Genomic DNA, 16,908 nt, shown 5'->3' with positions numbered 1-16,908 from the left:
AAAACCGCCCACACTTTTCCTGGAATTGCTCTAGATCAGAATAACGTTTCGTTGAAACGTCATCCTGATCTAACTCTTTGTTGGAGCATGATTTCCCCCGAAAACCGGTTCCCACTTTTCGGAATCATGCTCTAGTCAGTCAAACCGTAAAGGCGCGCGCGGAACGCCCCCTTGTCCTTCAAATATGTGGTTTTCAGAACGTCCACAACATGGCTTCGCCAGGCGTCGCTGAAGCCGTCATAATCCTTGTAGAAGCCGGGCTTGTTGAAGACGTAGCGCGACACGAAGTCCTGCGGCACGAAATCCGAGATCAGCTGGTTGGTCAGCCAGGCATCGGGATGATCGGGCTTGGCGCGCACGACCAGGAAACGCTGGCGCGGCGACACATCCTCGATCTTGAGATGGCCGAGCTGGGCGATCTCGCGCTTGGCGGCGTTGAGGAAGGGGAAATTGCCGTCGCTGGCGATCAGGTCGGCGTGGCCAAGGATCCAGGTCTGCAGCCAGATCTTGTCGACATCGGTCAGATTGCGGTTGGGCTCGGCGTCGCGGATCAGCGCTCGCACGACCATTTCGGCGCGGTGTTCGAGATAACCGGAAGTCTCGATCCAGGAGGCGCGAGGCAGATCGAGACGGCCGGTGGCGGCCAGGAAGCCGAACACCTTGTCGGCGTCATTGATCGACAGATAGCTCACCTGCCAGGGGCGCGAGCGGCGGAACCCGGGAGCGGCCGGATCGCTGATCACCGTCGTCATGTCGGGGTCGACGAAGACATAGAGCCCGCCGAAATGGCTGGTCCAGTAGGCGTTGTGGCGGAAGATCACCTGGTCCGGCACCAGCGCGTTCTCGCGGATGTCGCCGCAGACCTTGGCAAGCTCGACCATGCGCTCAAGCATGACGTCGTCGCGCCAGGCGTCAGGCTCCTGCCTCAGCCGGTCGACGAGCTTGCCGAGCTCGGCCGCCTTGCCGAGCACATCCTCGGCCGACAACACCTTGAACTCGACCTGATTGATCGACAGCAGGTCCTCGATGTCGTTGACCTTCGGGACCGAGTCCTCGATCTCGCCGTAGATGACGTCCTTGATGGTCAGCGCGTCGATGGCGCGCTGGTTCTTCGACATGAACTCGAACATCAGCTGCGAGGTGTTGGAGAAGGCGGTGTGGACCACCGGCAGGTCGATCTGCGACGGCGTCAGGATGATGAAGCGGCGGTTGACCTCATTGGGATCGAGATAGTTGTAGTCGCCGCATTCCTCGGCGATTTCGGGTGAGAAGCCGGTGCGGTCGATCTGGAAGCTCGCAAGCTTGGTGGGCTCGAGGCCGAAAGCGGCAAGCGCCTTGTTGTAGCGCTGGATGAGATGCGGCTCGTCGATGGCGAGCAGCCTGCCGTAGATCAGCTCGTTGTCGCGCAGAAGGTCGGGTTTCTTGGCGGCTTTCATCTGTCCTTCTCCCCGTTCACGGGGAGAAGGTGCCCGATGGGCGGATGAGGGGCAGCGCACTCTTCCCTTCTCCCCTTGTGGGAGAAGGTGGATCGGCGCGATAGCGCCGAGACGGATGAGGGGTGTTCCAGCGGAGTGAGACGCTGGCGTTCCCTGGAGCACCCCTCATCCGTCGCCTTCGGCGACACCTTCTCCCACAAGGGGAGAAGGCGAGGTCGGCGCAGCTCACGCATTCCACAGCCCCTTCTTCTTCAACTCCTCCATCTCGCGCGCTGCGCGCTCGCGCAGCCTGGCGTCGCGCAGGAGCTTCTCCACGGCGGCGTCGTCGGATTTATCGGAATAGCGGAACTCGGAATCGGCGTAGCGGTTGATCTCCTGCATGACCATGTCCATCGAGAACGGTCCGCGCAGTTCCTCGATCATCGCCTTCTTGTCGTCGTAGCTCTTGTGCATGAAGGCTTCCGGCTTCTCGAACCAGTCGTCCGGCAGCTCGATGTCCATGGCGCGCATTTTTATCGCGTCGGTGACGTTCTTGATGGCGCGGCCGGTGAAGCGCGGCTCGGCGTCCTTGATCATGTGCAGATAGGTGCCGACATCGGCCATGGTCTTCGGCGCGCCGTTTTCCTTCATGTAGCGCTCATAGACCTTCATCAGCCCGTCTTCCTGCGGCTTTTCGTGCTCTTCATAAGCTTCGGCCACGGCGCGCTGGATTTCCTGCGCGGCATAGAGCTCGTGCTTGCCAAGCGGGATCTCGTGGTTCTTGCCGGCAAGCAGCACGAAGATGTCGATATAGTCGTCGCGCGTCTGCGGGCCGTCGACCAGCCAGCGCGCGCCGGCGCGCTGGCGCAGCGCGTCGTCGACATTTTCCGGATAGTTGGAGAACATGCCGAAGGAGCAATTGCCGCGCACCACCGTCGAGGCGCCGGCGAAGGCGTCCATCAGGACGCCGGTGATCTCCTGCTGACCGGCGGAAGCACGGTCGTCGGAACGGCGCGCCGCCACCTGGTCGATGTCGTCGATGGTGCCGAAGCCGATGACGCGCGGATTGAGCACGTTGTTGATGAACTGTCGGCAGTTCTGGCCCGACTTGCCCTGGTAGGACGAGATCTGGTCGACCCCGAAATTCTCATAGGCGAAGGGATAGCCGGCGACCTGGCAGTAGCTGTTGACGAGGCCGGCGATCATCTGGATCAGCGTCGTCTTGCCGGTGCCCGGCGCCCCGTCGCCGATGAAGGTGAACAGGAACCCGCCGAGCTCGACGAAGGGGTTCAGTTCGCGCTCGAAGTCGTAGGCCATCAGCATCTTGGCCAGCCTGACCGACTGGAATTTGGCGATGTGGTTGCCGATGACCTCTTCCGGTTTCTTGAAGGTCATCACCAGCGGCTTGGTGCGCTTGCCGGGCGCGACGTCGAAACCATCGAGGGTGAAATCGTCGACGTCGATACGGATATGCGCATTTTCGAACGGGCCAATGCCGTCGAAGCGACCTTTGCGCGCAAGCAACCCGTCGATGGCGACGCGGGCGAAGGCGCGAGCGCGCGTCGTCAGGTCGGCGTCGTCCTTCGAGCCGGCTATTGCCTTGTCGAGACCGGCGATGATCGACTTGACCGCGTCCTGCGGCGTGTCGAACAGGAAGTCGGGCTCGGGGATGTCGTTCGGCGCCTCGCCATCGCTGTCGATCAGCTGGAAGAGATACGAAGCGAAACTGAAGGCGGAAACGTAAGCCGAGGCCGACAGAAGCTTCTTGAAGGTGGCTGCCTCATCGCCTTCCAGCGGCGCACGCGCATTCCTCGCCTGCAGGCTTTCGAGGTCGGAGCCTTCGGCGAAGACGTCGGATATGGCGAGCGCGATCGCCAGGCCGCGGCGGGCGCGGTAGAGCAGCGTGTGCTGCGGGATGCTCATCAACTGGTCGTCGGGATGAATGGCCGCTACTGTTTTCGTGAGCTCGACCTCGCGCGTGCGGCGCACCGAGCCGACCGACACGGTCGAGACGAAGCGGCGGTTGGTGCCGGCAAGCGCCGTGCCGGATTCGCGCGAAGGGTCCTCCAGCACGACGATGCGGGTGATGAAGCTCTGCGCGGTCGCGCGGTGCTTTTCGATTGCGGCTTCCGAGATCGTGGTCAGGCCGGTGTCCATGAAGGATGCTCCGCGATTGACGGTCAGACGTCGCTGATCACCTGTCCGTTGGACAGGATGTGGACCTTGTAACCGGAAAAGATCTTCTGCGCCTCGCCGGCGGCGTAGAGTGCCTGATAGGCCTCGTGCGGGATCAGCGCGTGGTTCTCGTAGCTCGACACGCCCTGGCGCGCCGCTTCGAGATCGTCGGTGTTGATGAAGAATTCCTGCGTCGTCTTCTCGCTGGAGAACAGGCCCCTGCGGCCGGGCTTTTCGCTCTTGGAGAAGACTTCCTGGATGGTCCAGGTGAGCAGCCAGGCGTTCTGCGGCTTGCGCACCTTGGCCAGCACCTCGGCCACCGTCGAATTGTTCTGGGTGATGCCGGCCGAGTAGAAGGGTCCCAGCACCACGCGCCTCAGCTGCTTGGGATGCAGCGGCTCGAAATCCTTGTCGAGATTGACGGCGATCGTCGCCGGAGACAGCGTATAGGCCGAGTTCTTCTCGGTGAAATCGTCGAAGCGGTGCGCAAGCTCCGGGTTGAGCAAGCCGTCGACGGGGAGCGGGATATCGACCCGCTCGTTGAGCTTGCCGTTCACGTCGACCAGCTGGCGCACCATGCTTTCGGAGGAGTCCTCCACCGTCACCATGTAGACCAGCGGCAGGTTGGCGCTGCCGTCGAACGCGGCCCAGTGGACGAGGTAATAGGGCCGCATGGTTTTCGGGTTGACCGAGACCTTGGCCGTCTGCGCAAGCGTGAACGGGCCGAAGGTCGCCTCGCTCTTGACGTCCTCCAGATAGAGCCGCTCGGCCATCGACTTCTGTAGCGCCTCGGGAAATTCCTTATGGCGCAGGATGAAGTCGGCCATCTCCTCGCGCAGCTCGCCGGCCTGCGGGATGTTGGCCAGGCGGGCATCGGCCTGCTGGCGGTCGTTTTCCAGCTCCAGCAGGTTCTGGAAGACCGGATAGCCGCTTTCGGCGCGCGAGATGCGGAAGGTGTCCATGAAGCCCAGCCGGTTGCGCCAGCAGGCAAAGGACTTGTCCAGCCGCGCGATATACTCCGCGACGATCCTGGCGACGATGCCGTGCCGGTAGAGCGGCGAGCGGTCGTCGCGCATGAACACTTCCAGCCCGCTCAGCGCCGCCGTGATGGCGGAGAAATAGCGTGCCGCGGCGTCGTTCTCAGGTGTCATGTGGCTGCCGTGGAAATGAAATCAGCGGCGCCGCCTATTGCTGCACATAGTTGGCGGCGTTGTGCTTCTTCATCACATCGTCGAAGCGGCGGGCGAAAGCATCGTCGGCAAGCTTCTTGCGGCGCTGGATGTCGGCTGAAGCCACCATGTTCTTCTCATGCATCTCGAGCAGGTCGCCGATATGCTTCTGCGAGGCGGCGCCGATGCCGGCCATCGTCTCCTCGGCCGTGTTGTCGACCTGGCTGCCCAGCGTGTTGATCTTGTGGGCGACGTCCTGCTGGGCGGCGGTCTTGAGCGAGTCTTCCAGCGCCTTGTAGAGGACGATGCGCTGCTCGGTGTCGATGGTCAGCTTGTTGATCAGCGTCGACTGCGCGGCAATCTGGTTGTTGAGTGAATCGACGAAGGTCTGGAACATCGAGGTGTAGCGCTCCAGCGTCTGGCTTTCGGCCAGCAGCTCCTGCTCCTTGGCCTGCTTTTCATTGTATTCGGTCGCCATTTTGGAGCGCTCGCCCTCAAGCTCGGTGCGCTCCTTCTGGGTCGTGGAGGCGGCGATCTTGTTTTCGATGTCGAGCAGCATCGGGTTCAATTCCTCGATGCGCTTCTGCACCGCTTCAAGGTTGGTCATCGTCATCTTGCGGCGTTCGATAACCTGCGAAAGGCTGGCCTCGGAGGTCTTGTAGCGCTGGTCGAGGACCTGCTTCTGCGCCTTCAGGATGCCGACGATGGTGTCCGACTTGGCCAGCAGCTCCTGCAGATTGCCGGCAAGCGACATGTTGCGGACGCGGTCGGTGCGCATGCGCTGCTTGCGCTGCGCCGAAAAGACACCGACGAAATTTTCCCAGCCGGTGTAGTTCTTCATGCTTTCGAACTCGGCGCCGAAGACATTGGTTGCGTCCTCGAGCCCGATGATCAGGTCGGCAATATTGCCTTCCATGACTTTCTGCTGCTTGAGCACGTCCTCGATGCGGGCGTTCTCGATGTCGAAATTGGCGTCGCCGATCTTCTTGTCGGCCTGAGCAAGCGTATCGAGCACGGTGCCGGACTGCTCGATTTTGCTGCGCATGTCCTGCACGACCTGCTTGGTCTTGGCAATTTCGGCATCGAAATTCTGCAATGTCGCCATTGGGGCCTCCCGCTTCGGCATCCGTTTCCGTGTCGTGGCGGCGAATATATGTGGGGCTTCAAGGGATTGAAAGAAGGAAGACAAAGGGAAGCGTCAAAACAAAAGAATTGGTTAGGTCCTTGAAAGGCAAGGCTAGCGTGCGCATGGCGCCTAGTAACGCGCACCATCATCGAACAGCTTTTGCTGACATGCCCTAAGGTCTTGTTTTTGCGAACGGCCATGAAACAGCGCCGGCAAATATCTTGCGGCGGCGATGCCGGTTTCACCGGCGCCGGTCAGGGTTTGAAGCGGTTTTCGGACGACATCCAGCTCTAGAGCGGTTCAGCGTTTCACGGAATCGCCGAACCGCTCTAAGTCTTTGTTTTTACACAATTTCGGACGGAAAACCGCTACGCAGTTTTCCTGGAATTGCTCTATGCAGGCTTTCGGCTCAGCGGTTGACAAAGCCGATGAAGTCGTCGGGCGCGGCCCGGCCCATCTCCTCTTCCCAATGCCTTCGGCAGAGCGAGACATAGACGTCCTTGCCGATCGCCACCTGCTCGCCCTGCTTCGCCACCTTGCCGTCGGGCCCCAGGCGCACCACCATCGTCGCCTTACGGCCGCAACGGCAGATGGTGCGGACCTCGCGCAGGTCGTCGGCGATGGCGAGCAGAGCGCGCGAGCCGGAGAACAGATTACCCTGGAAGTCGGTGCGCAGGCCGTAGCACATGACCGGAATGCCTAGACGGTCGGCGATGCGGGCGAGCTGCCAGACCTGCTCTTCCTCGAGGAACTGCGCCTCGTCGACGAAGATGCAATGCACAGGGCCATGCCGATGGTGCTCGGCGACCGTGGCATAGAGGTCGTCGCCGTCGCGGAAAATCTCTGCCTCGGATTCGAGACCGATGCGCGACGAGATCAGCCCGGTGTCGCCCTTACGATAGTGGCCGGCGACGAACAGCATCGTCGACATGCCGCGTTCGCGATAATTGTAGGACGCCTGCAAGAGCATCGTCGTCTTGCCGGCGTTCATCGTGGCGTAGTGGAAGTAAAGCTTGGCCATGTCGCTCTTTTGGGTGTGTCGGGATTCAGGCGAGGCCGGCCCGACCTGAATCTCGACACACCCTAAGCCGACTTGCCGCGGCTCGGGGAGAGGGCACCGGCTCCGTCCACCAAAAACTCGATGTCGTTCAAAAAGCTGTCATGTCGCTTAATGGCCAGCGCGCGCCGTTCGTCGCGACGTTGAACCGCTTGAAACAACATCAAAATGGTGTTTGGCTGACGAAACAAGGCGGGCGCAAGAACCGTGACTTCGCTTTGCCTCGAAAATCCAATGGGAGATAAGTTCATGTCGCGTATGAAATCTTTCGTCGCAGGCCTCGGCCTTGCGGCGCTTCTGTCGACAACCGCCGCCTATGCCGGCGATCCGGCGAGCTGCAAGGCCGTGCGGCTGTCGGATGTCGGCTGGACCGACATCCAGGCCACCACGGGCCTCGCCTCGGTGCTGCTCACCGCGCTCGGCTATGAGCCGCAGACGATCCAGCTTTCGGTGCCGGTGACCATGGCCTCGCTGAAGAACAAGGACCTGGACGTCTTCCTCGGCAATTGGATGCCGTCGATGACCAACGACATCAAGGACTACACCAAGGAAGGCTCGATCGAGACGATCAGCACCAACCTGACCGGCGCAGGCTATGGCATCGTCGTGCCGACCTATGTCGCGGATGCCGGTGTCAAGACGCTGACCGATCTCGGCAAGTTCAAGGACAAGTTCAACGGCAAGATTTACGGCATCGAGGCCGGCAATGACGGCAATCGCATCATCCTGGACATGATCAAGAACCCGAAGGACAACCTCGAAGGCTTCGAGCTGGTCGAATCCTCGGAGGCCGGCATGCTGACGCAGGCCGAGCAGTCGATGAAGAACAATGAGTGGATCGCCTTCCTCGGCTGGACGCCGCATCCGGTGATGGGCGCCATGAAGATCACCTATCTCGACGGCATGGGCGACAGCGGCTTCGGCGCCGCCACCGTCTATACCATCGTGCGCAAGGGCTACACCACTGAATGCCCGAACGCCGGCAAGTTCATCGCCAACCTGAAGTTCAATCTCGACATGGAAGGCGAGATGATGGACGCGATCCTCAAGGGTGGCGATCCGCAGACGGTGGCGACCGATTGGCTGAAGAAGCATCCGGACGCGGTGGCGCCCTGGATCGCCGGCGTCACAACCTTTGATGGCGGCGACGCGGCGGCTGCCGTCAAGACCGCGCTCGGGGGCTGATCCGCTTGGGACCGGCATGATTTCCGAAAAAGGGCAGCCCTCGAAGAGGCTGCCCTTTTTCATATGCCTGGAGACGTGAGAGGATAACCGTGCGGCGAGCGCGGCGAAGCCGAGAGGGGAAAGATGGATCCGATTTCTAAATTCCTGACCGACTACAAAATTCCGATCGGGCCATGGGGCAAGGCTTTCTTCGGTTTCCTGACCGACAATTTCGACACCATCTTCCGCGCATTTTCAAACGGTCTGAATTTCATCCTCGACGGAGCAGTGAGCCTCCTGCTCATGGTGCCGCCGGTTTTGTTGGCCCTGGTCATCGCGTTCATCGCCTGGCTCTTACAGCGTTCGCGGCCGCTCGCCATCGGCGTCTTCCTCGGCCTGATCTTCATCATCAACCAGAATCTGTGGAAACAGACGGTGCAGACGCTGGTGCTGGTCGTTGCCGCCGCCGCAATGGCAATGGCGATCGGCGTGCCGCTCGGCATCTGGGCGGCGCACAAGCCGAAGGTCTACCGCGTCATGCTGCCGGTGCTCGACCTGATGCAGACGCTGCCGACCTTCGTCTACCTGATACCGGTGCTCACCCTGTTCGGGCTCGGCAATGCGCCCGGCCTCATCGTCACCATCATCTTCGTCATCCCGACGGCCGTTCGGCTCACCCATCTCGGCGTCGTTTCGGTGCCCAAGGCAATCATCGAAGCGGGCGAGGCGTTCGGCGCCACCAAGCGCCAGCTTCTGTGGAAAGTGGAGCTGCCCTCGGCGCTGCCGACCATCATGGCGGGTCTGACGCAGTCGATCATGCTGTCGCTGTCGATGGTGGTGTTCGCCGCCCTGATCGGCGCCGGCGGCCTCGGCACGGAAATCAACCGGGCGCTCGGCTCGCGCCGCATCGATCTCGGGCTTGAGGCGGGCCTCGCGATCGTCGTGCTCGCCATCGTGCTCGACCGCATGACCCGCATCGGCGTTGGAGGCAAGAAATGACCGTCGCGGTTGATTTCAAGAATGTAGACATCGTCTTCGGCGCTGATCAGGCAGGCTCGCTGGCGATGATCGACCAGGGCGCAACGCGCGCCGAGATTCTCGAAAAGACCGGTAACGTGCTCGGTTGCGCCGGCGCCAGCCTGACCGTGCATGAAGGCGAAATCTCGGTGCTGATGGGCTTGTCCGGCTCCGGCAAGTCGACGCTGCTGCGGGCCGTCAACCGGCTCAATGTGGTGTCGCGCGGCCAAGTGCTGGTCAAGGACGGCGATCGTGTGGTCGATGTCGTCACCTGCGACGAGGCGACCTTGCGGCGGTTGCGCCAGAAGCAGGTGGCCATGGTATTCCAGCAGTTCGGCCTGCTGCCCTGGCGCACGGTCGAGGAAAATGTCGGCTTCGGCCTCGAGCTTGCTGGCGTGCCGGAAGCCGAGCGCAAGGCGCGGGTACAGAAGCAGCTGCAGCTTGTCCATCTCGACCAATGGTCGAAGAAATATGCCCATGAGCTTTCGGGCGGCATGCAGCAGCGCGTCGGTCTCGCCCGGGCTTTCGCCACCGAGGCGCCGATCCTGTTGATGGACGAGCCGTTCTCGGCGCTCGACCCGCTTATCCGCACCAAGCTGCAGGACGAATTGCTGCAGCTCCAGGCCGAGCTGAAGAAGACCATCATCTTCGTCAGCCACGACCTCGAGGAGGCGCTGAAGATCGGCAGCCACATCACGATCATGGAGGGCGGCCGCATCGTCCAGACCGGCGCGCCGGAAGACATCGTCTTGCGCCCTGCCAACGACTATGTCCGCGACTTCATCGCCAATGTGAATCCGCTGTCGGTGCTGACGGCGTGGAACGTGATGCGGGACCGCCGCGACCTGGAGCAGGGCGATAACGGCTGGGTGTGGCTCGACCGGCGCAAGACGACACGCTTCAAGATCGACGACCACGGCCTTGTGGCGGCGGCCGAGCGCGACGGCAAGCCGGCGGTGTGGGTGTCCTGCGCCGATGTCGAGCGCCAGCCGGAGGAGGGCGCCCAGGTGTTTTGGGCCAACCCCGGCACGCCGCTGAAAAGGGTGATGCTCGCCATGCACCGGTCGCAGACGGCGCCGGTGGCGCTGTTCGACGAAGGCTCGCGCTTCGTCGGCTCGATTGGCATCAGGGACGTGCTGAGTGCCGTGCTGAGGCGGTAGGTTTCAGCCTTTTGGACGGGCGCGAGTTGTGCCGCTGGCGGGCACCTCGCGCTTGTTCTAGACTGGCCGGCAGCCGAACAACCGGCGTCAGGCGAAAGAGGCGCGAATGATCTTCCGTCAGCTCTTCGATTCCGTTTCGGGCACCTATTCCTATCTGCTTGCCAGCCGGCGCGGCGGCGAGGCGCTGATCATCGATCCGGTGCTGGAGAAGGTCGAGCGATATCTGCAGCTGGTCAATGAGCTGGACCTGAGGCTGGTCAAGGCAGTCGACACGCATCTTCATGCCGACCACATCACCGGACTCGGCGCGCTGCGCGACAAGACGCATTGCGTGACTGTCATGGGCGAGCAGACCAAGGCCGACGTGGTGTCGATGCGGCTTGCCGACGGCGACAAGCTAGGCATCGAAGGCCTGGCGCTCGACGTCATCTACACGCCGGGCCACACCGACGATTCCTACAGCTTCATCCTGCCGGATCGTGTGTTCACCGGCGACACGCTGCTCATCCGCGGCACCGGCCGCACCGACTTCCAGAACGGCGATCCGCGCCAGCAATATGAATCGATCTTCGGCCGCCTGCTCAAGCTGCCCGACGAGACGCTGATCTTCCCGGCGCATGACTATAAGGGCGAGACCGTGTCGACGATCGGCGAGGAAAAGGCCTTCAATCCGCGCCTGCAGGTGAAGTCGGTCGACGAGTATGTGAACATCATGAACAATCTCAATCTGTCCAACCCGAAAATGATGGATGTGGCCGTGCCCGCCAACATGCGGGTCGGGCTGCATCAGGACGACATCGCCAGCCGCGGCTGGGCGGTCAGCGCGGAGCAGGCGCTGGCGCTGGTCGGGCGACCCGACGTGGCGCTGATCGACCTGCGCGAGCAAACCGAGCGCGAGCGGCACGGGGTCATCCCCGGCGCGATCCATCTTCCCTATGCGCGGCTGCAGGAAAACATCGCCGCCGGCGGCATGTTGCACGAGCTGGCGAAATCGACCAGCAAACAGATCCTGTTCTACTGCGCCTTCGGCGAGCGCTCGGCGATGGCGGTGCAAGCGGCGCAGGATGTCGGGATTACCAGCGCCCGCCATATCCAGGGCGGCATCGACGCCTGGCGGAAAGCCAGCGGCCCGCTGATGCATTAAAGCGCGTCGCACTTCTGGGCGACATGCACTAGTGCGTTTCACCGTTTCACGGAAACGGCGAAACGCCCTATCTCTTTGTTTTTTACGCAATTCCGGACGGAAAACCGCTCACACTTTTCCTGGAATTGCTCTAGGCGCGCCGGCCAGGTTCAGTTCAGCCCGATGAGCTTGGCGCCGTTCCGGAACAGGGCTTCTCCATCGCGATCGAAACGGAATGTCGCGATGAAATCGTCGGCGCGATAGTTCGGCAAGGCGTTGCGGATAGCGGCGGCGAAGGTTCGCGCCTCCTCCTGCCGGCCGGCCAGCGCCAGGCAATGGGCGGCGATCGCCAGGATGATGACATGGGCGTTTGGCCTTGCGGCCGCCTTCAGCGCCCATTCGGCCGCCGCTTCGAATTCGCCCAGCCTCGCATGCGCCATGGCGCGCGCGCCCATCATGCCGAACAGCAGCGGATCGAAGGGGCTGAGATGACGCGAATGGTCGGATGAGCCGATCGCCGATTGCGGGTCGCCCGACTGCGAATGGACGAAGGACAGCGCGTAGTGGCCGAGCGCGAAATTGGGGCTGAGGTCAACGGCGCTCGCGAGCTCCAGCAGCGAGCCGTCCTGCTCGCCCCGCAGCCATAGCGCGCGGCCCATCGCCCAATGGGCGGCGGGGTTGCGGTCGTCGACCAAAAGACTCTGGCCGGCGCTTTCGAAGGCAAGTGCGGTCTCGCGGTCGCGGTCGCCCCAGCGCTGGAAAGCATTCTGCCAGTGGGTGAAGGACATGCCGGCATAGGCGCGCGCGAAAGTGGGATCGAGCTTCAGCGCCTCGCCGAAAAAATGCTGCGCCAGCTCGTTTTCCTGGCGGGTGAAGCGATACATGTGCCAAAGGCCGCGATGGTAAGCCTCCCAGGCATTGAGCGAGTTTGGCGCCTTAAGCAATGCGCGGTTGCGTTCCACCGTCGCGATCTCGGCGGCGAGCGATGAGACGATGCTGTTGCCGATATCCTCGATGACGATGAAGATGTCGTCAGGTTTGTGCTCGAAGGTCTCGGCCCAAACGATCCTTGCCGTGCGGACCTCGACAAGCTCGACCGAGACGATGAACCGGCCCGGCAGAGCCCGCACCGAGCCCGTCGCGACATAGTCGACATTCAGCCTGCGCCCGGCGTCTTCCGGCGCGATGTTCTTCTCGGCGAGCGCGAACACAGAGCCGCGGGCGATAACGAAGAAATCGCGCAGCTTGGCAAGCCGCGTGATGATGTCATGCGTGAGGCCATCGGCCAGCCCGCCACGGAAGCCGCCAGTGCCGGCGCTCTCCGCAAACGGCATCACCGCGAGCGAAGCCCGGCGCGTCGCAACGGGCTCGGATTCGTCCGCGGCGACCGGCGATTCCGAAACCGGGAAAGCCGGCCCGGATCGGGCGCATGGCGTTGCGCCGGCGTTCCGGGCTCTTATCTCCTGCCACGCCTCGCGCAATGGCGTGAAATCCAGCTCTTCCGAATGGAACAGCTCCGCCGCGGTGGCAAGATGCTCCTCGCCGGCGCCGATCTGTCCGCGCCGTGCCAGATTTTCCAGCAGCGCCACATGTGCGCGGCCGTCGAAGGGCGCAAGTTCCAGCCATTTGTCGATATAGGGGCCTGCCTCATCGGCTCCCTGCGGGACAAGGCCGATAATGTGCTCCAGGACCGCGACATGGCATGCGCTGAAACGGCGGCGCTGCGCCGTCAGCCAGCTGCCGAAATGCGGGCTGCGATCGAGTTCCAGGCCATCAAGGAAGTCGCCGGCGAACAGTTGCGCAAGCGTCCGCAGGCGGTCGAGGCCAAGCGTCTCAATGCCTTCCGCCACGGCGGCAGCGGCCTCGACGGCATCGACGCTCACATCGCCGAGGCGAAGCGCCACGGTGTCGCCTTCCGTCTCGATCCGACGCAAGCCCGGTTCGTCAAGCGCGGCACGCAGCTTGCTCAGGCACCAGCGCAGCTCGCCGCGCGGATCGTTGGGCACGTCCCAGAGAAGTTCGCAAAGACGGCTGCGGCTGACTGGGTGGGGCGCCAGCGCTAGATAGGCCAGCAGCGCGCGCAGCTTGCGTGACGATGGCAACACCACAGGAACATCGTCGCGCATGATCGCAAGCGGGCCGAGCAGCCTGATCGAAAGGCTGGCTGCCATGCTTTTCAGAGCCGACCGAACGGATTCCACGTCCGTTTCCACGCTCGCTCCCACGTCGAACAGTTGGTCCATGTTCTATCACCAAACACGACAGGGCGCATCCGGCGGCGAATTTCGAGCCGGACGCGGCCTTTGCCGAATTGTCGGCAAGTCACTCGCAACTAACGCGGCAAGGTGTCGAAACTGCGCCGCCCAATTCGCCGGTTTGTAACCGGCACGTGAGATTTCGAGGAGAAAGCCCATGTTGCATCAGTTGAAAATCAGGACCACGGCCGGGCGCGGCCGTCTGTTCGACAGCATTCTCGACACGGTCGGCGACACGCCGGTCATCCGCATTAACAATCTCGGGCCGGGTCACGCGACGATCTATGTGAAGGCCGAGTTCTTCAATCCGGCGGCCTCGGTGAAGGACCGGCTGGCCCTCAACATCATCGAGGAAGGCGAGCGCAGCGGTAAGCTCAAACCTGGCCAGACCGTCGTCGAGGCGACGAGCGGCAACACCGGCATCGGCCTTGCCATGGTCTGCGCGCAGAAAGGTTACCCATTGGTGGTGACGATGGCCGACAGCTTCTCCATCGAGCGCCGCAAGCTGATGCGCATGCTTGGCGCCAAGGTGGTACTGACGCCGCGCGCCCAGAAGGGCTTCGGTATGTACAAGAAGGCAGTCGAGCTTGCCGAGGCCAATGGCTGGTTCCTGGCGCGCCAGTTTGAGACCGAGGCCAATGCCGCCATTCATGAGGCGACGACGGCGCGCGAGATCATCAATGACTTCGCCGGCTCGAGGCTGGACGTGCTCGTCACCGGCTACGGCACGGGCGGCACGGTGGCCGGCGTCGGCCGCGTGCTGCGCCGCGAGCGGCCGGAGGTGAAGATCGTGCTCGCCGAGCCGGCGAACGCGCAGCTGATCGGCAGCGGCAAGGCCCAGGAGCGCGGCGCCGGCGGCGCGCCGTCAGCCAGCCATCCGGCCTTCGAACCGCATCCTATCCAGGGCTGGACGCCGGACTTCATCCCCAACGTGCTGCAGGAGGCGATCGACCAACGCTATTATGACGAGGTGGTGCCGATCCCCGGTCCCGAAGGCATCAAATGGACGAAGGCGTTGGCGCGGCAGGAGGGCATCTTCACCGGCATCTCCGGCGGCGCCACTTTCGCCGTGGCGCGGCAGATCGCGGGCAAGGCCCCCGCCGGCTCGGTGATCCTGTGCATGCTGCCCGACACGGGGGAGCGCTACATGTCGACGCCGCTTTTCGACGGCATCGAGGCCGAGATGGACGCCGAGGAGACGGCGCTGTCGCGCTCGACGCCGAGCTGCCAGTTCGAAGGCTGAGAACAGAAACGCGACGCCGCCCCCGCATGCCGGCGTCGTTCTTTTATGCGCGGGTTGACCCACGCCGGCGGGAGAGGCGAGATGGATATATTTCCGGAAGCGACCAACGCGGAGGAAACGCTCGATCCGCCGGATTGGGCCGATGTGGGAGAGCTCTCGCACCGAATCCTCGACGATGCCATCGCCTATCTCGAGGATGTCCGCAACCGGCCGGTCTGGTGCGAGATGCCGGCCGAGGTGCGGGCATTCTTCGGCGCACCTTTGCCGCGCTCGCCGGCGCCGGCGGCTGACGTCTATGACGACGTCGCCCGCAACGTGATGCCTTACCCGATGGGCAACATCCATCCGCGTTTCTGGTCCTGGTATATGGGATCCAGCAACTTCACCGGCGCGCTCGGCGATTTCCTGGCGGCGATCCAGGGCTCCAATCTCGGCGGCGGCAACCATGCCGCCGCACTGATGGACAGCCAGGTCGTCAACTGGATGAAGGAGATGGTCGGTTTCCCAGTCTCGGCCAGCGGCACCCTGGTCAGCGGCGGCTCGATGGCCAACATTATCGGACTGACCGTGGCGCGCAACGTCAAGGCAGGCGTCGACGTGCGCGAGCGGGGTGTCGGCGCCATGCCGAAGCCGTTGCGCTACTACGCCTCGGACCAGGTCCATTCCTGTCATCGCAAGGCTGTGGAGGCGCTCGGCCTCGGCAATCAGGCGCTGCGGCGCATCCAGACCGATGCCGGCTTGCGCATCGATATCGCCGCGCTCAAGGCGGCAATCGCGGAGGACCGCGAAGCGGGCTTCAGGCCGGCCTGCGTGATCGGCACCGCCGGCACCGTCAACGCCGGCGCGGTCGACGACCTGCGGGCGCTGGCGAGCGTGGCGGCCGAAGAGGATCTCTGGTTCCATGTCGACGGCTGCATCGGCGCGCTCATCGCGATCGCGCCTAAGAACCGATCGCTCGTCGCCGGCATCGAACAGGCGGATTCGATCGCACTCGATCCGCATAAATGGCTACACGCGCCGTTCGAAGCCGGCTGCGCCCTGGTGCGGGACGCATCCCAGCACCGCAACACGTTTGCCGTGACGCCGGAATATCTGGAATCGACGCCGCGGGGCCTCGCCTCCGGAGAGTGGCTGCACGATTATGGGCTTCAAACGTCACGCGGCTTCCGTGCGCTCAAGATCTGGATGGCGCTGAAGGAGCATGGCGTCGAGAAGTTCGGCCGCCTTATCGACCAGAACATCGCCCAGGCCCGCCACCTCACCCGCCTGATCGAGGCGGAGCCGGCGCTCGAACTGATGGCGCCAACCACCATCAACATCGTCAGCTTCCGCCACCGGCTGGATGGCGCGTCGGAAAAAAAGCTCAAGGCGTTCAACACCGAGATCATGTTGAGACTCCAGGAGGAGGGCATCGCGGCCTTGTCCGACACCACGGTGCAGGGCCGGCATTGCCTGAGGGTGGCAATCGCCAATCACCGCACTCGCCGGGACGATCTCGACCTGCTGGTCGCGGAGATGCTCCGGCTGGGACGGGAAATCGCGGCTACCGCGACATTAATGTGAAACGCGGACCTAAGCGTATTTCAACCAGCCTGCAGCGTGGCGCCCGGAAGATAGAGCATGATCGGTCGGATCTCGTAGACGGCGCTTGGGTTCACGCGCTTGAGATCGCGCGCCGCGGCGATCGCTTCGTCCTGGGTCGCGCAGTCGAGGACATAGAGGCCGAGCAACTGCTCCTTGGTCTCGGCGAAGGGACCGTCGATCACCAAGCCGTCGCCCGGACCGCGCAGCGTCACGGCCTTGGCCGTCGCGCCGAGCCTGGCCGCGGGCCCGAGCTTGCCCTCGCGCGTCAGCCTGTCGTTGACCTCAAGCAGGTCTTTCATCAATGCCGCATCCTCATCTGGCGACCAGGACTGCACGGTGTCTTCGACATGGTAGGCAAGGACGGCGTAGAACATGGGTGGATTTCCCTCATGACCAGGCGGGCCGCACTATCACAAGGAT

Annotated in this window: 14 protein-coding genes; 6 read left to right on the top strand and 8 right to left on the bottom strand. The window is 63.1% G+C overall.

The window, feature by feature from the left end; translation table 11 throughout:
- Nucleotides 1-131: 131 nt before the first annotated feature.
- From LB535_RS01640 to LB535_RS01615, 6 genes are all read right to left on the bottom strand, one after another.
- Nucleotides 132-1,436: a DUF6638 family protein gene (locus tag LB535_RS01640; protein ID WP_224630933.1), complete on the bottom strand. Its 1,305-nt coding sequence runs from the start codon at nucleotides 1,434-1,436 to the stop codon at nucleotides 132-134.
- 225 nt (nucleotides 1,437-1,661) lie between these two features.
- Nucleotides 1,662-3,572: an AAA family ATPase gene (locus LB535_RS01635; RefSeq protein WP_224630932.1), complete on the bottom strand. Its 1,911-nt coding sequence runs from the start codon at nucleotides 3,570-3,572 to the stop codon at nucleotides 1,662-1,664.
- A gap of 23 nt (nucleotides 3,573-3,595) precedes the next feature.
- On the bottom strand, nucleotides 3,596-4,741 hold the full coding sequence (locus LB535_RS01630; protein ID WP_224630931.1) for a hypothetical protein: 1,146 nt from the start codon (nucleotides 4,739-4,741) through the stop codon (nucleotides 3,596-3,598).
- Between the two features lie 34 nt (nucleotides 4,742-4,775).
- Nucleotides 4,776-5,864 carry a hypothetical protein gene (locus LB535_RS01625; RefSeq protein ID WP_224524557.1) on the bottom strand — a complete coding sequence of 363 codons (1,089 nt, stop codon included), beginning with the start codon at nucleotides 5,862-5,864 and terminating at the stop codon, nucleotides 4,776-4,778.
- 430 nt (nucleotides 5,865-6,294) lie between these two features.
- On the bottom strand, nucleotides 6,295-6,906 hold the full coding sequence (locus LB535_RS01620; RefSeq protein WP_095766475.1) for a thymidine kinase: 612 nt from the start codon (nucleotides 6,904-6,906) through the stop codon (nucleotides 6,295-6,297).
- Between the two features lie 62 nt (nucleotides 6,907-6,968).
- Nucleotides 6,969-7,193 (bottom strand): hypothetical protein, encoded by a 225-nt coding sequence (locus LB535_RS01615; protein ID WP_140546564.1) that lies wholly within the window; start codon nucleotides 7,191-7,193, stop codon nucleotides 6,969-6,971.
- On the opposite strand from LB535_RS01615, the gene LB535_RS01610 reads away from it, so the two are divergent.
- The 4 genes from LB535_RS01610 (at nucleotide 7,192) to LB535_RS01595 (ending at nucleotide 11,427) form a co-directional block, all read left to right on the top strand.
- Entirely contained in the window at nucleotides 7,192-8,127 is a 936-nt protein-coding gene (locus LB535_RS01610; protein ID WP_224630930.1) for a choline ABC transporter substrate-binding protein, read from the top strand. The genes LB535_RS01615 and LB535_RS01610 overlap by 2 nt on opposite strands.
- A gap of 123 nt (nucleotides 8,128-8,250) precedes the next feature.
- The gene (choW, locus tag LB535_RS01605) at nucleotides 8,251-9,105 is read left to right on the top strand and encodes a choline ABC transporter permease subunit (protein ID WP_095766478.1); all 855 of its coding nucleotides are present in this window, start codon (nucleotides 8,251-8,253) and stop codon (nucleotides 9,103-9,105) included.
- Complete coding sequence (gene choV / locus LB535_RS01600; RefSeq protein WP_224630929.1) at nucleotides 9,102-10,283, top strand: choline ABC transporter ATP-binding protein; 1,182 nt, start codon at nucleotides 9,102-9,104, stop codon at nucleotides 10,281-10,283. Before choW ends, choV begins: the two co-directional genes overlap by 4 nt.
- A 106-nt stretch (nucleotides 10,284-10,389) precedes the next feature.
- A complete protein-coding gene (locus LB535_RS01595; protein WP_224630928.1) occupies nucleotides 10,390-11,427 on the top strand; it encodes an MBL fold metallo-hydrolase in 1,038 nt (345 codons plus the stop codon).
- A gap of 149 nt (nucleotides 11,428-11,576) precedes the next feature.
- Here the strand turns inward: LB535_RS01595 and LB535_RS01590 are convergent, their stop codons facing one another.
- A complete protein-coding gene (locus tag LB535_RS01590; protein WP_224630927.1) occupies nucleotides 11,577-13,577 on the bottom strand; it encodes a BTAD domain-containing putative transcriptional regulator in 2,001 nt (666 codons plus the stop codon).
- A 241-nt stretch (nucleotides 13,578-13,818) separates the two neighbouring features.
- Here LB535_RS01590 and LB535_RS01585 point away from each other — a divergent pair, with 241 nt between their 5' ends.
- Nucleotides 13,819-14,904, top strand: coding sequence for a PLP-dependent cysteine synthase family protein (locus LB535_RS01585; RefSeq protein ID WP_140838746.1), 1,086 nt, complete (start codon nucleotides 13,819-13,821; stop codon nucleotides 14,902-14,904).
- 81 nt (nucleotides 14,905-14,985) lie between these two features.
- Complete coding sequence (locus tag LB535_RS01580) at nucleotides 14,986-16,467, top strand: pyridoxal phosphate-dependent decarboxylase family protein (protein ID WP_224630926.1); 1,482 nt, start codon at nucleotides 14,986-14,988, stop codon at nucleotides 16,465-16,467.
- Between the two features lie 20 nt (nucleotides 16,468-16,487).
- On the opposite strand, the gene LB535_RS01575 is transcribed toward LB535_RS01580, so the two are convergent.
- The gene (locus tag LB535_RS01575; protein ID WP_224630925.1) at nucleotides 16,488-16,862 is read right to left on the bottom strand and encodes a YciI family protein; all 375 of its coding nucleotides are present in this window, start codon (nucleotides 16,860-16,862) and stop codon (nucleotides 16,488-16,490) included.
- Between the last annotated feature and the right edge of the window lie 46 nt (nucleotides 16,863-16,908).

The organism is Mesorhizobium sp. CA10 (genome assembly GCF_020165285.1).
In the GTDB taxonomy this organism is placed as follows: domain Bacteria; phylum Pseudomonadota; class Alphaproteobacteria; order Rhizobiales; family Rhizobiaceae; genus Mesorhizobium.
The sequence above is the reverse complement of the archived record's forward strand: the minus strand, read 5'-3'. Positions and strand labels throughout refer to the sequence as shown.